Annotated in this window: 9 protein-coding genes; 5 read left to right on the top strand and 4 right to left on the bottom strand. The window is 70.5% G+C overall.

All coding sequences use genetic code 11. The features are described from left to right. Positions 1 to 167: 167 nt before the first annotated feature. Positions 168 to 851, bottom strand: coding sequence for a response regulator (locus OHT77_RS14245; protein ID WP_328828747.1), 684 nt, complete (start codon positions 849 to 851; stop codon positions 168 to 170). Further along, positions 848 to 2,593 carry a sensor histidine kinase gene (locus OHT77_RS14240; RefSeq protein WP_328828745.1) on the bottom strand — a complete coding sequence of 582 codons (1,746 nt, stop codon included), beginning with the start codon at positions 2,591 to 2,593 and terminating at the stop codon, positions 848 to 850. Before OHT77_RS14240 ends, OHT77_RS14245 begins: the two co-directional genes overlap by 4 nt. A gap of 214 nt (positions 2,594 to 2,807) precedes the next feature. Between OHT77_RS14240 and OHT77_RS14235 the strand changes: the two genes are divergently transcribed. The 5 genes from OHT77_RS14235 to OHT77_RS14215 all read left to right on the top strand — a co-directional run bounded on the left by OHT77_RS14235 (position 2,808) and on the right by OHT77_RS14215 (position 8,395). Then, entirely contained in the window at positions 2,808 to 4,226 is a 1,419-nt protein-coding gene (locus tag OHT77_RS14235; RefSeq protein WP_328828743.1) for a cation:dicarboxylate symporter family transporter, read from the top strand. Positions 4,227 to 4,419: 193 nt separating this feature from the next. Further along, positions 4,420 to 5,184, top strand: coding sequence for a DUF2127 domain-containing protein (locus OHT77_RS14230; RefSeq protein ID WP_328834238.1), 765 nt, complete (start codon positions 4,420 to 4,422; stop codon positions 5,182 to 5,184). 75 nt (positions 5,185 to 5,259) lie between these two features. Then, entirely contained in the window at positions 5,260 to 5,646 is a 387-nt protein-coding gene (locus tag OHT77_RS14225; RefSeq protein WP_266772689.1) for a MerR family transcriptional regulator, read from the top strand. Then, complete coding sequence (gene trxA / locus OHT77_RS14220) at positions 5,643 to 5,966, top strand: thioredoxin (RefSeq protein WP_328828742.1); 324 nt, start codon at positions 5,643 to 5,645, stop codon at positions 5,964 to 5,966. The genes OHT77_RS14225 and trxA overlap by 4 nt, the downstream gene beginning before the upstream one ends. Before the next feature lie 176 nt (positions 5,967 to 6,142). After that, on the top strand, positions 6,143 to 8,395 hold the full coding sequence (locus tag OHT77_RS14215) for a HelD family protein (RefSeq protein WP_328834237.1): 2,253 nt from the start codon (positions 6,143 to 6,145) through the stop codon (positions 8,393 to 8,395). Between the two features lie 203 nt (positions 8,396 to 8,598). Here the strand turns inward: OHT77_RS14215 and glgB are convergent, their stop codons facing one another. Next, positions 8,599 to 10,827, bottom strand: a complete 2,229-nt coding sequence (gene glgB, locus OHT77_RS14210) for a 1,4-alpha-glucan branching enzyme (protein ID WP_328828741.1) — start codon at positions 10,825 to 10,827, stop codon at positions 8,599 to 8,601. Positions 10,828 to 13,603: 2,776 nt separating this feature from the next. Next, the gene (locus tag OHT77_RS14200) at positions 13,604 to 14,977 is read right to left on the bottom strand and encodes a maltokinase N-terminal cap-like domain-containing protein (protein ID WP_328828739.1); all 1,374 of its coding nucleotides are present in this window, start codon (positions 14,975 to 14,977) and stop codon (positions 13,604 to 13,606) included. Positions 14,978 to 15,016: the final 39 nt, after the last annotated feature.

The raw sequence follows: 15,016 nt of genomic DNA, 5'->3' as shown, positions 1-15,016 counted from the left end.
GGGTCGCCGTACGGGAGTCGGGGCGCCGTCGTGCCCGAGGCATCGGCCGGTTGCCGCCGAAGCCCGCGCCGCCTACCTCCAGGCCGCCGACGCCCGCACCCGAGCCAACGCCCCTGTCGAAGCCGCCGACGCCCGCACCCGAGCCGCCGCCCTGGACAACCCCCCACTCACCCCTTCACCCACCGGTACTGCAACTCCGGCCGTCCCACAGTCCCGTACTGCGGACTACGCGCAGCCCTCCCCGCGTCCACCAGATGCTCCAGATACCGCCGCGCGGTGATGCGGGAGATCCCCACCGCCTCCGCGATCCCCGCAGCCGTGAGCCCCTCCCCGCAGTCCCGCAGAGCGACCGTCACCCGCTCCAACGTCGGCGCGCTCAACCCTTTGGGCAGAGCCGCGGGCGACGGCGCCCGCAGCGCGGCCAGCGCCCGGTCGACCTCGTCCTGGCCGCTCGCCTCACCCGCCGCCGCGTGGAACTCGGCGTACCGCACCAGCCGGTCCCGCAGGGTCGCGAACGTGAACGGCTTCAGCACGTACTGGACGACCCCCAGCGACACCCCCTCCCGCACCACCGCCAGATCCCGCGCCGACGTCACCGCTATCACGTCCGCGTGATACCCGGCCGACCGCAACGACCGCGCCAACTGCAGCCCGTGCGCGTCCGGCAGATGCAGGTCCAGCAGCAACAGGTCGACCTGCGTCCGCTCCAGCGCCCGCCGCGCCTCCGCCCCGGTGTGCGCCTTGCCCACCGCCACGAACCCCGGCACCCGGCCGACGTACATGACATGCGCGTCGGCGGCGACGGGATCGTCCTCGACGATGAGGACGCGGATCGGGTCGGCCGTAGTCATGAAGTGCCACCTTTGGAAACAGAACCCTGAGACGAAACAGAACCCTGAGACGCAACAGAAGCCTCGGACGAGAGGGAACCCCGGGACGACGCCGACGCCCGCGCGTCGTCCCCGCTCGGCTCCCGCCCCGCGCCCCACAACGGCAACCGCACCTCGAACACCGCCCCGCCCCCCTCCGCCTCGGCCACCGTCAACGTCCCCTCGTGGCGGTTCACCGCCTGCCGTACCAGCGCCAGTCCGAGGCCCCGGCCGCCCGGCCCCGCCGGCTTCGTCGAGAAGCCGCGCTGGAAGACCGCCTCCGCGTGCGCCGGGTCCACGCCCGACCCCGTGTCCGCCACCCGGAGGAGGAGCGCGGAGCCGTCCGCGGCCGACTCCGTGTACGCCGTCACCGTGACGCGTGCCCGCAGGCTGCCCTGGGCCGCGTCGACCGCGTTGTCGATCAGGTTGCCGAGGATGGTGACCAGGTCCCGCGCGGGCAGGGAGTCCGGCAGCAGGCCGTCGTCCAGACCGCTGTCCTCCGATACGACCAACTCGACCCCCCGCTCGTTGGCTTGGGCCGTCTTGCCCAGCAACAGGGCTGCCAGCACAGGTTCGTTGACCGCCGAGACGACCTGGTCGGTCAGGGTCTGGGCCAGTTCGAGTTCGGCGGTCGCGAAGTCCACGGCCTCCTCGGCGCGGCCCAGTTCGATCAGGGAGACGACCGTGTGCAGGCGGTTCGCCGCCTCGTGGGCCTGGGAGCGGAGTGCCTGGGTGAAGCCGCGTTCGGAGTCCAACTCGCCCATCAGGGACTGGAGTTCGGTGACATCGCGCAGGGTCACCACCGTTCCCCGGCGCTCGCCGCCCGACACCGGTGATGTGTTGACGACCAGTACCCGGGAGTCCGTGAGGTGGACCTCGTCGACCCGTTCCTCCGAGGACAGCAGTGCGCCCGTCAGCGGTGCGGGCAGGCCCAGGCTCGCCACCGAGCGGCCCACCACGTCGACTTCGGGGCCGACGCCCAGCAACTCCCGCCCGCCGTCGTTCATCAGCGCCACCCGGTACTGACCGTCGAGCATCAGCAGTCCTTCGCGCACCGCGTGCAGCGCGGCCTGGTGGTAGTCGTGCATGTGGCTCAGCTCGGTCGCGTTCATGCCGTGGGTGTGGCGGCGCAGGCGGGCGTTGACGACGTACGTCCCCACGGCACCCAGTGCCAGCGCGCCGGCCGCGACGCCGATGAGCGCCGTCACCTGGTCCTGCACCCGCTGGGTGATCGCCTCGACCCGGATGCCCGCGCTGACCAGGCCGATGACCTTGCCGCCGCTCTCCACCGGGGTGACCGCGCGGACGGACGGGCCGAGCGTGCCGGTGTACGTCTCGGTGAAGGAGCGGCCCTTCAGCGCGGGCTCGATGTGGCCGAGGAACTTCCTCCCGATCTGCGAGCGGTCCGGGTGGGTCCAGCGAATGCCCTGCGGGTTCATGATCGTGACGAAGTCGACCTCGGTGTCCCGCTGCACGCGCACGGAGTACGACTCCAGCCGCGCGGTCGGGTCGGACGTACCGATCGCCTCCACCACCGACGGCGAGTCCGCGACCGAGCGCGCCACCGCCATCGCCTGCCGGCCCGCCGCGTCCTCGGCCTGGCTGCGGTCGCTGACGTAGGTGAACAGCGCATATCCGGCCACGACGACCGCTATCAGCACGGCCTGCATGCCGAAGAGCTGGCCGGCCAGGCTGCGGGGTCGGGGGACGTGCGGGAGGCGCATGCCGTCAGTGTGCCTCTCGGACATGGCGTGAACTAAATGAACGGAAGGGTGACCGGCCTCACAGGCCGGGAGATAGTCACCGCAACCCCGGAAGCAGCCGCCTCCCGGACGGGCCCGCACATCCATCGGTGCGGACCGCAGTGAAACCCGAGAACTTCCCGGACGTGAGCCGCACTCGCAGTCCGGGTTCCGCCGGTCGTGAGCCGCACGCCGGATGATGCCGACGACGTCGTCAAGGAGGGCAGCCGTGGCCAGCACCCCCGCTCCCGCACCTGCCGCACCGCCCGCGAAGCGGGACCGCACCCACTACCTCTACATCGCGGTGATCGTCGCGGTCGCCCTCGGCATCGCCGTCGGGTTCGCCGCGCCGGACTTCGCGGAGGAGCTGAAGCCGCTCGGTACGGGCTTCGTCGCCCTGATCAAGATGATGATCTCGCCGATCATCTTCTGCACGATCGTGCTCGGCGTCGGCTCCGTACGGAAGGCCGCCCAGGTCGGCAAGGTCGGCGGACTCGCGCTCGGCTACTTCATCGCGATGTCGTTCGTCGCCCTGGCCATCGGCCTGGTCGTCGGCAACATCATCCACCCGGGCAGCGGCATGCACCTGACCGAGGCCGTCAAGGGCGTCGGACACACGCAGGCCGAGGCCGCCGCCGAGGGCCCGGTCGACTTCCTGCTCGGGATCATCCCGACCACGTTCGTGTCGGCGTTCACCGAGGGCCAGGTCCTCCAGACGCTGCTGATCGCGCTCCTCGCGGGCTTCGCGCTGCAGGCCATGGGCCGCACCGGTGAGCCGGTGCTGCGCGGCGTCGAGTACATCCAGAAGCTCGTCTTCCGCATCCTCGGCATGATCATGTGGGCCGCGCCCGTCGGTGCCTTCGGCGCGATGGCCGCCGTCATCGGCGAGACCGGCATGGACGCGCTCAAAGCACTGGGCACGATCATGGCCGGGTTCTACATCACGTGTCTGCTGTTCGTCGTGATCGTCCTCGGCACGCTGACCAAGCTGGTCGCCAAGGTCAACCTCTTCCAGCTGCTGCGGTACCTGGGCCGTGAGTTCCTGCTGATCGTCTCCACCTCCTCGTCCGAGTCCGCGCTGCCGCGGCTCATCGCGAAGATGGAGCACCTGGGAGTCAGCCGCCCGGTCGTCGGCATCACCGTGCCGACCGGCTACTCCTTCAACCTCGACGGCACGATGATCTACCTGACGATGGCCTCGCTGTTCATCGCCGACGCGATGGACCAGCCGATGAGCATCGGCCAGCAGATCGGACTGCTGCTCTTCATGATGGTCGCCTCCAAGGGCGCGGCCGGTGTCTCCGGCTCCGGCATCGCCGTCCTGGCCAGTGGTCTGCAGTCGCACAAGCCCGCCCTGGTCGACGGCGTCGGCCTGATCATCGGCATCGACCGCTTCATGAGCGAGGCCCGCGCGGTCACCAACTTCGCGGGCAACGCCGTCGCCACGCTGCTCATCGGCACCTGGACCGGCGAGGTCGACAAGGAGCGCGTCAACCGCGTCCTCGCCGGTGAACTGCCCTTCGACGAGAAGACGTTGCTCGACGAGAAAGACGGCGACGACCACCTCGACGGCGTGCCCGAGCAGGGCGGCGAGAAGGAACTCGCCAAGGCCTGACCGTCCCCGACACGGGGTGCCCGGGCCGACCTGAACACGGTCCGGACACCCCGCCGACGCCGGGCGGCTGGGTGTCCCCCCGTCGCTCAGCCGCCCGGTTCTTACAGGGATGCACTAGCGTGCCGTGCCGTGCCGGAAACCTCCGGCGCGCACGGCACGTTCGCGTTCGGCGGGAGTCACGGGGGACATGGGAATGAAGATCGACTGGGACCGGCGGCACTGCGCCCGGCACGGGCATGTGACGTACGCGCCCGACGAGACGGCGCTACGGGACCGGCTGCGCGCCGAGACCGGCCTCGGGGAGGCCTGGCGCTGCCTGCGCTGCGGTGACTTCGTCCTCGGCGAGCCGGGCGCCTCGGGCCCCGCCGAGCAGGCCCCGCTGGTGCCCCGCGGGAAGGTGCTGCGGGACCTGTTCATCCTGCGGTTCCTGGCGATCGAGCGGGCCGTGCGCGGGGTGTTCATCGTGCTGGTCGCCGCCGCCGTGTGGAAGTTCAGCAACAGCCAGGACGCGGTGCGCAGGCTCTTCGACGAGTACCTCGACGTCCTCCGCCCGGTCTTCAAACACTTCCACTACGACCTCGACCACTCGCCGGTCGTCGGCTCCATCCAGAAGACCTTCGGCTACAAGCACTCCACGCTGCTCCTGGTCGCCATCCTGCTGCTGGCGTACGCGCTGATCGAACTCGTCGAGGCCGGCGGACTCTGGTACGCCAAGCGGTGGGCGGAGTACCTGACGGTGGTCGCGACCGCCGCGTTCCTGCCGCTGGAGATCTACGAACTCACCGAGCACATCAGCTGGTTGAAGATCGCCACCCTCGTCCTCAACATCCTCGCCGTCCTCTACATCGCCCTGGCCAAGCGGCTGTTCGGGCTCCGCGGCGGACGGAAGGCCTTCGACGAGGAGCGGGAGAGCGCGTCCCTGCTGGAGGTGGAGACGTCCGCCGGGGTCATGGTCTGACGTGCGCGACGCCGGGGTCGGACCTCGCGCACCGTCCTTGCCCTGACGCCGACGTCAAGGATTACCGTCGTGGACATGCGAATCGGCGAGCTGGCGGCGCGGGCCGGGACCACGACGCGGGCCCTGCGGTACTACGAGGCACGGGGACTGCTGCCCGCGCGGCGGGGCGGCAACGGGTACCGGACGTACGACGAGGGTGATCTGAAGCTGCTCCGGCAGATCAGGACGCTGCAGGACTTCGGGTTCGACCTGGAGGAGACGCGGCCCTTCGTGGAGTGTCTGCGGGCCGGGCACCCCGAGGGGGACTCGTGTCCGGCCTCGCTCGCCGTCTACCGGCGCAAGCTGGCCGAACTGGACTCCCTGATCGGGGAGTTGCAGGCGGTGCGCGCCGAGATCGGGGTGCGGCTCTCGACGGTCGAGGAGCCGGCACCGTTGTGCGAACTGGGAGGGCGGGACCTGTGAGCGGCGTTACGGACGTTACGGACGAGAATTTCGCGGCCGAGGTGGTGGGGGCGGAGCTGCCGGTGCTGGTGGAGTTCACCGCGGACTGGTGTCCTCCGTGCCGGCAGATGGGACCCGTGCTGCGGGCCCTTGCCACCGAGGAGGCCGACCGGCTCAAAGTGGTGCAGTTGAACGTGGACCAGAATCCGGAGACCACGAACGCCTACAAAGTTCTCTCGATGCCCACGTTCATGGTGTTCCGGGGCGGTGAGCCGGTGAAGGCCATGGTCGGGGCCCGGCCCAAGCGGCGGCTGCTGGAGGAACTCGCCGACGTGATCTGAGTCCCCGGACGGCTTCTTGCCGGGCCTCTTGAACGAGAAAATCCCCTGAGCAATTGCGCTCGGGGGATTTCTTTGCGTATATTCAATGGTTCGCGACTTCACGGGAATTGAGTCGCAAAGAGGCTTAGTGAGCACAGTATATATGTCCGGGAGTGGAATTGTCAAACAGCGATGAAATTCACGGTGAGCAGGAATTCATCGACGGTCTGTACGCACGCGTGGACGCGCTGCGCGGCGCCACCGAGGACTCCGTCACGGACGCGCTCGGGCAGGGCAACACGCCCATGCAGGCCCGACTGGAGCGGGACATCCTGGTCGCCGAGCGCTCGGGGCTGCTCGCCGCGCTGAACGCCGTGGACGGCTCGCTCTGCTTCGGCCGGATCGACCTGACCTCCGGCGTCAGCCACCACATCGGCCGCATCGGCATCCGCTCCGACGACGCCGACCTCACCCCGATCCTGATCGACTGGCGGGCCGACGTGGCCCGCCCCTTCTACCTCGCCACCGGCCACACCCCGATGGACCTGCGCCGCCGCCGGCACCTCACCACCGACGGCCGCCGCGTCACCGCCCTGCACGACGAGATCCTCGACCTCGGCGACGCCACCCGCACCGGCCACGAGGACCCCACCGGTGACGCCGTCCTGCTCGCCGCGCTCAACTCCGCCCGCACCGGCCGGATGAGCGACATCGTGCAGACCATCCAGGCCGAACAGGACGAGATCATCCGCGCGTCCCATCGCGGGGTGCTCGTCGTCGAGGGCGGCCCCGGCACCGGCAAGACCGCCGTCGCGCTGCACCGGGCCGCGTATCTCCTGTACGAACACCGGGAGTTGCTCGCCAAGCGGGCCGTTCTGATCGTCGGCCCGAACCCCGCGTTCCTCGGGTACATCGGCGAGGTGCTGCCCTCCCTCGGCGAGACCGGCGTGCTGCTGGCCACCGTCGGCGAGCTGTTCCCCGGCGTGAAGGCCACCGCCACCGACAGCCGGGCCGCCGCCGCGGTCAAGGGCCGCGCCGACATGGCCGACGTGCTCGCCGCCGTCGTACGCGACTGGCAGTCCCTGCCCGACCCCGTGATCGCGATCGAGCACGACCGCGAGATCCTCATGCTCGACGACGGTCTCGTCCGCGTCGCCCGCGACCGCACCCGCGAGGCCCGCCTCCCGCACAACGCGGCCCGTGAGCACTTCGAGGGCCACATCCTCAACACGCTCACCGAGATGGTCGCCGAACGCATCGGCACCGACCCCTTCGACGGCACCAACCTCCTCGACCCCAGCGACATCACCCAGATCCGCGACGAACTCGCCGAGAACCCCGAAGTCTGGGCCGCCATCGACCAGTTGTGGCCGCGGCTGACCCCGCAGTACCTCGTCGCGGACTTCCTCGCCGACCCCGTGGGCTACGTCTCCGACGACGACGCGGACGCGATCCGGCGGCCGGTGACGCGCGAGTGGACCGTGGCGGACGTACCGCTGCTCGACGAGGCGGCCGAACTCCTCGGGCGGGACGACCGGGTGCGGGTCGCGCGGGCGCAGCGCGAGCGGGAGGAGCAAGTGTCCTTCGCTCAGGGGGTGTTGGACGTGTCCTTCGCCTCCCGGACGTTCGAGTTCGAGGACAAGGAGGAGGGGGACCCCGAGGGGTCGGAGGTACTGTCCGCGCACGACATCATCGACGCGGAGCGCTTCGCGGAACGGCACGAGGAGTCGGATCACCGCAGTGCGGCGGAGCGGGCGGCGGCGGACCGGACCTGGGCGTTCGGGCACATCATCGTCGACGAGGCGCAGGAACTCTCCCCCATGGCCTGGCGGTTGCTGATGCGGCGGAGTCCCACGCGGTCGATGACGCTGGTCGGTGACCCCGCGCAGACGGCGGAGGCGGCGGGTGTCGGCTCCTGGTCGGAGATCCTCGCCCCCTACGTCGAGGACCGCTTCGACCACACGCGGCTCGGGGTCAACTACCGGACCCCCGCCGAGATCATGGACCTCGCCGCGGCGGTCGTCCGCGCGGAGAATCCCGACTTCGAGCCGCCGAGTTCGGTGCGGTCGACCGGGGTACGGCCCTGGGTGCGGGCAACTGATGATCTGCCCGGGGCTGTTGCCAAGGCCGTGGGTGAACTGGCTCCGGTGGAAGGGCGGTTGGCGGTGATCGCGCCGCGGGATCTGCATCGGCGGTTGGCGGCGCGGCTGGACGGGGTGACGGCGGGGGCGGAGCCGGATCTGACGTGTGGAGTCGTGCTGCTCGATCCTCGGCAGGCCAAGGGGTTGGAGTTCGACTCCGTGTTGGTGGTGGAGCCGGGGCGGTACGGGACGAGTGATCTGTATGTGGCGTTGACTCGGGCTACGCAGCGGTTGGGGGTTTTGCATACGGGTTCGCTGCCGCTGAGCTTGGCGGAGGCGGAGGCGGAGGCGGAAGCGGGGGCGGTGTGATGGTGGCGGGTGCTGGTGCGGACGTTCTGGGGGCTGCGCCCCCAGGCCCCCGTCGGCCCTGAAGGGGCCTCGTCCTCAAACGCCGGACGGGCTGGATTTTGCCGGCCTGGGTTGAAGGGCGCCGTCAGCGCTGGAAAGGCCCCGCCGGTGTTGGAAAGGCCCCCACCAGTGTTGGAAGGGGCCCTGCCTGTGCTGTCGGGTTGCTATGCGGGGCGCAGCCAGACGGTCGCCAGCGGGGGGAGCGTCACTCGGATGCTGGCCGGGCGGCCGTGCCAGGGTTGGGGTTCGGGCTTTATGGGGGCCGGGTTGGTGATGTCGCCGCCGCCGTAGAGGGCGGTGTCGGTGTTGAGGGTTTCGTGCCAGGCGGGGATGTCGTCGGGGGCGCCGAGGCGGTAGTCGTGGCGGACGACGGGGGAGAAGTTGCTGACGGCGAGGAGGGGGGAGCCGTCGGCGTCGTAGCGGAGGAAGGCGAGGACGTTGTCCTCCGCGGAGTCGCCGGTGATCCACTGGAAGCCGGCCGGGTCGGTGTCCAGTTGCCACAGGGCGGGGGTGTGGCGGTACACCGTGTTGAGGTCGCGGACGAGGTTGCGTACGCCGCGGTGGTCGGCCTCGGCGCCGTAGGCCGGGTCGAGGAGCCACCAGTCGGGGCCACGGGTCTCGGACCACTCCGCGCCCTGGGCGAACTCCTGGCCCATGAACAGGAGTTGCTTGCCGGGGTGGGCCCACATGAAGGCGAGGTAGGCGCGGTGGTTGGCGCGCTGCTGCCACCAGTCGCCGGGCATCTTGGAGACCAGTGACCGCTTGCCGTGGACGACCTCGTCGTGCGAGATCGGCAGCACGTAGTTCTCGCTGTACGCGTACACCATCGAGAACGTCATCTCGTGGTGGTGGAACTTGCGGTGCACGGGCTCATGGGACATGTAGTCCAGCGAGTCGTGCATCCAGCCCATGTTCCACTTCAACCCGAAGCCCAGGCCGCCGAATCCGCCCGGTCCGATGTGGTGCGTGGCACGGGTGACGCCGTCCCAGGCGGTGGACTCCTCGGCGATCGTGACGACACCGGGCACCCTGCGGTACACGGTCGCGTTCATCTCCTGGAGGAAGGCCACGGCGTCGAGGTTCTCCCGGCCGCCGTGCTCGTTCGGGGTCCACTGGTCGGGCTCGCGTGAGTAGTCGAGGTAGAGCATCGAGGCGACCGCGTCCACGCGCAGGCCGTCGATGTGGAACTCCTCGCACCAGTAGACGGCGTTCGCCACAAGGAAGTTGCGGACCTCGCGGCGGCCGAAGTCGAACTCCAGGGTGCCCCAGTCCGGGTGCGCGGCGCGGAGCGGGTCCTCGTGCTCGTACAGGGGGCGGCCGTCGAACTCGGCCAACGCCCAGTCGTCGCGCGGGAAGTGGGCCGGGACCCAGTCCATGAGGACGCCGATGCCGGCCTGGTGCAGCGAGTCGACGAGGAACTTGAAGTCGTCGGGGGTGCCGAGGCGGGCGGTCGGGGCGTAGAAGCCGGTGACCTGGTAACCCCAGGAACCACCGAAGGGGTGCTCGGCGACCGGCATCAGCTCTACGTGGGTGAAGCCCAAGTCCTTGATGTAGGCGGGGAGTTGCTCGGCGAGCTGGCGGTACGTCAGGCCCGGGCGCCAGGAGGCGAGATGGAGCTCGTAGACCGAGAACGGGGCCTCGTGGGCCGGGACTTGGGGGCGTTGGGCGAGCCATTCCTCGTCGCCCCAGGTGTAGTGCGAGGCGGTGACGATGGAGGACGTGCTCGGGGGGACCTCGGTGCGGCGGGCCATGGGGTCGGCGCGGAGCGTCTTGGAGCCGTCCGGCCGGGTGATCTCGAACTTGTACAGCTCGCCCTCGCCGATGCCCGGCATGAACAACTCCCAGACGCCGGTGGCGCCGAGGGAGCGGAGGGGGGCGCCGGTGCCGTCCCAGAAGTTGAAGGTGCCGGCGAGGCGGACGCCCTGGGCGTCCGGGGCCCACACGGTGAACCGGGTGCCGGCGACGCCCTGATGCGTCATCGTCCGCGCGCCGAGCGCCTGCCACAACTCCTCGTGCCTGCCCTCGCCGATCAGGTGCAGGTCCAGATCACCGAGCGCGGGCAGGAACCGGTACGCGTCCTCGACCTCCTGGACGGCACCGTCGTACGCCACGCTGAGCCGGTACTCGGGCACGCCCTGCAGCGGCACCAGCCCCGAGAAGAACCCGTCCCCGTCGTCATGCAACTCCGCCCTCAACTCCCCTGCCACGACCGTCACTCCACGAGCGAACGGCCGAAACGCCCGGAAGGCGACCCCGCCGGGGACCGGGTGGGCGCCGAGTACGGAGTGGGGGGCGTGGTGGGTTCCGTGGAGGAGCCGGTCGCGGTCGGTGGCGTTCAGGGCGGGGGAGATGGCGGGGGTGGGGTCCGAGGTCGGGGTGCCGGTGGGGGCCAACTCCGTGAGCTCGGCCGGGTTCGGGGTGGCAGGCGTCGGTGACGCGACCGTCTTCGGGGCGTCGGCAGCGGTCAGCAGCGCGACCGGGTCCTGGGCGACGGGCGGGGTTGAGGAGGCGGGCGGCTCTGCGGTCTCGGGCGGTGCCGACGGCGTGGCCGGTTCGGAAGCGGGGTCCGATGCGGAGACGAGGTGCGGTTCTTGGGCGGGCTGCGGCTCTGAGGCGGGCCCCGATTCCGAGACGGGGTCAGGATCGGAGGCGGGCTCTGCTTCAAGAGTGGGCCCTGATACCGAGGCGAAGTCCGACTCCGAGGCGAGGTGCGGATCTTGGTCGACGGCCTCTGACTCCGCGGTGAGTCCGGACTCCGATACGAGGTCCGGTTCCGGAGTGAACTCCGGGTCCGAGTCGGGGTCCGGCTCTGAGGCGGGGACCGATGCCGAGGCGTGGGCCGGTTCTTGATTGGGCTCTGAGTCCGAGGTGGGTTCTGAGTCCGAGGTGGGCCCTGGTTCCACGGTGAGTCCCGGCTCCGCGGTGCGGTCCGCTTCTGGGTTGGGTCCTGACTCCGGCGCGAGGCCCGGTTCTGGCGTGGCCGCGGATTTCGGTATGGGTCCCGGTTCCGAGGTGAAGTCCGGTTCAGGGGTGGAGTTTTGCTCGGGGGCGGGTGCCGGTTCTGAGGTGAGGTGGGGTTCCCGGGCAGAGTCTGGCTCCGGGGTGGGCCCCGACTCCGTGACGGGGGCCGGTACTTGGGTGGGCCCTGATTCAGGAGTGGGAACTGATGCCGAGGCGAGGTCCGACTCCGACGCGGGGCTCGGGTCCGGAGTGGTCCCCGGCTCAGAGGCGGGTCCCGATGCCGAAACGAGGTCCGGTTCTGGCGCGGTGCCTGATTCCGAGGTGAGCCCCGACTCCGAGGCGAGGTCTGGTTCCGGGGTGGGGCCCGGTTCCGGGGCGGGCGTGGTGCCGGTTGCGGCAGCGGCTTGCTCCGGCGCGGAGGTCGCCTGTTCCGGTGCGCGATCGGCCTCATCTATCGCGGCAGCCGCCTGCTCTGGTGCGGGGGTTGCCTCGTCTACTGCGGCAGGTGCCTCTTCCGGTGCGGGAACCGTCTCGTCTGCTGTGGCAGCCGTCTGTTCGGGTGCGGGAGTCGCCTCGTCTATCGCGGCAGGCACCTGTTCCGGTGCGGCGGTCGCCCCATCCCCTGCGGAATCCGCCTGCTCCGGTGCGGAAGTCGCTTCGTCTGTTGCGGCAGCTGTCTGTTCCGGTGCGGGAGTGACCTCGCCCGATGTGGCGTCGCCCTGTTCCGGTGTGGGAGTCGCCTCGCCCGGCGCGGCGTCGTCCTGTTCCGGTGCGGCGGCCGTCCCGTCCGCTACGGAAGCTGCCGCCTGTTCGGGTGCGGGGGTTGCTTCGTCTGTTGTACCGGCCGTCTGTTCCTGTGTGGGAGTTGTCCCATCCTTTGCGGCACCCACCTGACTCGGTGCGGGAGTTGCCTCATCCTCCGCGGCATCCACCTGCCCCGGTGCGGAAGTCACCCCGTCCGCCACGGCAGGCACCTGTTCCTGCGCGGAAGCCGTCTCGTCAGTTCCGACACTCACCCCCTCCGGCGCGGAAGCCGCCTCGTCAGTTCCGGTACTCACCCGCTCCGCCCCGGTACTCACCCGCTCCGCCCCGGCACCCACCCCCTCCGGCGCGGAAGCCTCCCTCTCCGGCTCAGTAGACGCCGCCGCATCCGTCCCCGTGTCCGCGCTCACCGTTCGCCGCGTGGGCTTCTCGGCCGCGCTTGTCTTCCTGGCCAGGCCCTTCTTCGCCGAGCTCTTCTTGCCGGCGCTCTTCTTGGCCACGGCCTTCTTACCCGCCGCCTTCTTCGCTGAGGCTCGCTTCGTCACGTTCTTCCTCGAGTCGCCCGTCTCCGCCACGGCTTCAGCCGCCGAACCTGTCTCCGCTGGACCTATCTCCGCCGAACCCGTCTCCGCGGGACCTGTCTCCGTCGGACCTGTCTCCGCTGGACCCGTCTCCGTCGAACCCGTCTCCACCGGAACCCTCACCGTCGCGCTGGTCCGCTTCACCGGCGCGTTCGTCTTCTTCGCCGTACCCGTCTTCGCGGCGCCCGTCTTCGTCATGGCCTTCTCCGTCGCAGCTCTTGTCGCCGAGGTCTCGTCCGCCGAACCGGTCTTCGCCACGGCGTTCTTCGGCGCCGCCTTCGTGCCCGGGATCTTCTTGCCCGCCGCCTTCTTGCCTACGGCCTTCTTCGTCACCGCAGGCTTCTCCGGAACCGCAGGCTTCTCCGTCACCGCAGGCTTCTCCGGAACCGCAGGCTTCTCCGTCACCGCGGCTTTCTTGCCCGCCGCCTTCTTGCCTACGGCCTTCTTCGTCACCGCAGGCTTCTCCGCCACCCCAGGCTTCTCCGTCACCGCGGCCTTCTTGCCCGCCGCCTTCTTGCCCCCGGCCTCCCCGCGCCCGGCACTCTCAGCGGCCACCGTCTTCGTACCGTCCTTCTCCGAGGCGACGGCAGCACGCGCCGCTCCACCCCTCTTCTTCGCCTCACCCTTCGCGACCGCCCCCGCGGGCCGCTCACCCCCGGCACCGTCCCCCTCCCGGGCACCCGCTACCCCCGGCTCACCAACACCCGGCCCCCCTCCCACCCGGCCATCTCCCTCAACCGCCCTCTCCGGACGGGAACGGTTGGACGGCGTACGCGGGGTCACGGTCGAGGCCTCCTGGGCGGGGTGAGGGTGGGGGTGAGGGGGAGGTCGGAGTCAGGAAGGGGTGGGTGGGCGGGGAACCACATCACGTCGGGTCGGACAAGCGCCGTACCGCCGACATCGGCACCGCCAACCAGTCCGGCCGGTGCCGTGCCTCGTACAGGACTTCGTAGATCGCCTTGTCCGTCTCGTATGCGCGGAGCAGGACCGGATCCGTCCGCGGATCGACCCCCGTGACCTCCGCGTACCCCGAGCAGTACGCCGCCCGGCACACATCCGCCCACCCGGGCACGGCCGGGGTCGCGGAGTGGGCCGCGTAGTCGAAGGAGCGGAGCATGCCCGCGATGTCACGGACAGGCGGCTGGGGCATACGGCGTTCCGCGAGGGGCCTGGAGGGCTCGCCCTCGAAGTCGATCAGGGACCATTCGCCGGACGGGGAGTACAGGCACTGGCCGAGGTGCAGGTCGCCGTGGATGCGTTGGGCCGTCCATGTCTCGCCCTCGGCCGCCAGGTCCGCGAGTGCCGTGAAGGCCGAGTGCAGGCCGGGAACGTAGGGTCGGAGCGCCGGTACCGCCTGGGCCGCCGCGTCGAGGCGTTCGGTCATGCCGTCGACCAGGAGTTCCAGCTGGGCGTGGCCCAGGGTGGTGGTGGGGAGGGCTCGGGCGAGGGCCACGTGGACCTCCGCCGTGGCCCGGCCCAGCGACCGCGCCTCCGCGGCGAAGTCCTCGCCCTTCGCCAGCTCGGCGAGCGCCAGTTCCCAGCCGTCGGACGCGCCCTGCACGAAGGGCTGGAGGACACCGAGGACGTACGGCTCGTCGGCCAGCTCGGCCCGTAGCCAGGCCGTGGGGGCCGGCACCCGGGGGCAGCCCTCCAGGGCGAGGGCCAGCGGGAGTTCGAGGTCGGGGTTGGTGCCGGGGACGATCCGGCGCAAAAGTTTCAGGATGTACGAGTCGCCGTAGACGACCGAGGAGTTGGACTGTTCCGCCGTCATCAGGCGCGGGGTCAGACCGGGGCCGATCTCCGGGGAGTCCGCGGCCCGCTCGAAACGCAGCCCGCCGATGCGGGCCTGGGTGCGCAGCGCCTCCAGGAGCACCTCGGCGGGCCGGGGGTCGTACAGGGCCTCGTACACCGTGTGACCGGCGAGCGGGCCCTTCTCCACATGTCCGATGAGCGCGGGCGCGAGCCGGGGTGGCAGCGCCTCGCGCACGCCTATGAGGAGCTGGTAGCAGTCGCCCGGCGCGGGGGACTGATGGGCGCGGATCAGCAGGTGGTAGAGGCCCAGCGGCCCCTCCAACGGAAGCAGCTCGGTCGCCGACACCAGTGAGAAACCGGTGACGGGACGGCCCTTGCCCGCGAACCAGCGCTGCCTCGGCAGCCACTCCCGCAGGAGGGGGTCGAGGGACGCGAGGAGGCCCGGGCCGGGACTGGTCCGGCCGGAAATTGTGACAGTCTCCGCCATAGGTGCCACATTCCTTTCCCCGGGGGGTGGTCGGGGTGT

Origin of the sequence: Streptomyces sp. NBC_00252, assembly GCF_036187565.1 — a bacterium.
Lineage (GTDB): Bacteria > Actinomycetota > Actinomycetes > Streptomycetales > Streptomycetaceae > Streptomyces.
The sequence above is the reverse complement of the archived record's forward strand: the minus strand, read 5'-3'. Positions and strand labels throughout refer to the sequence as shown.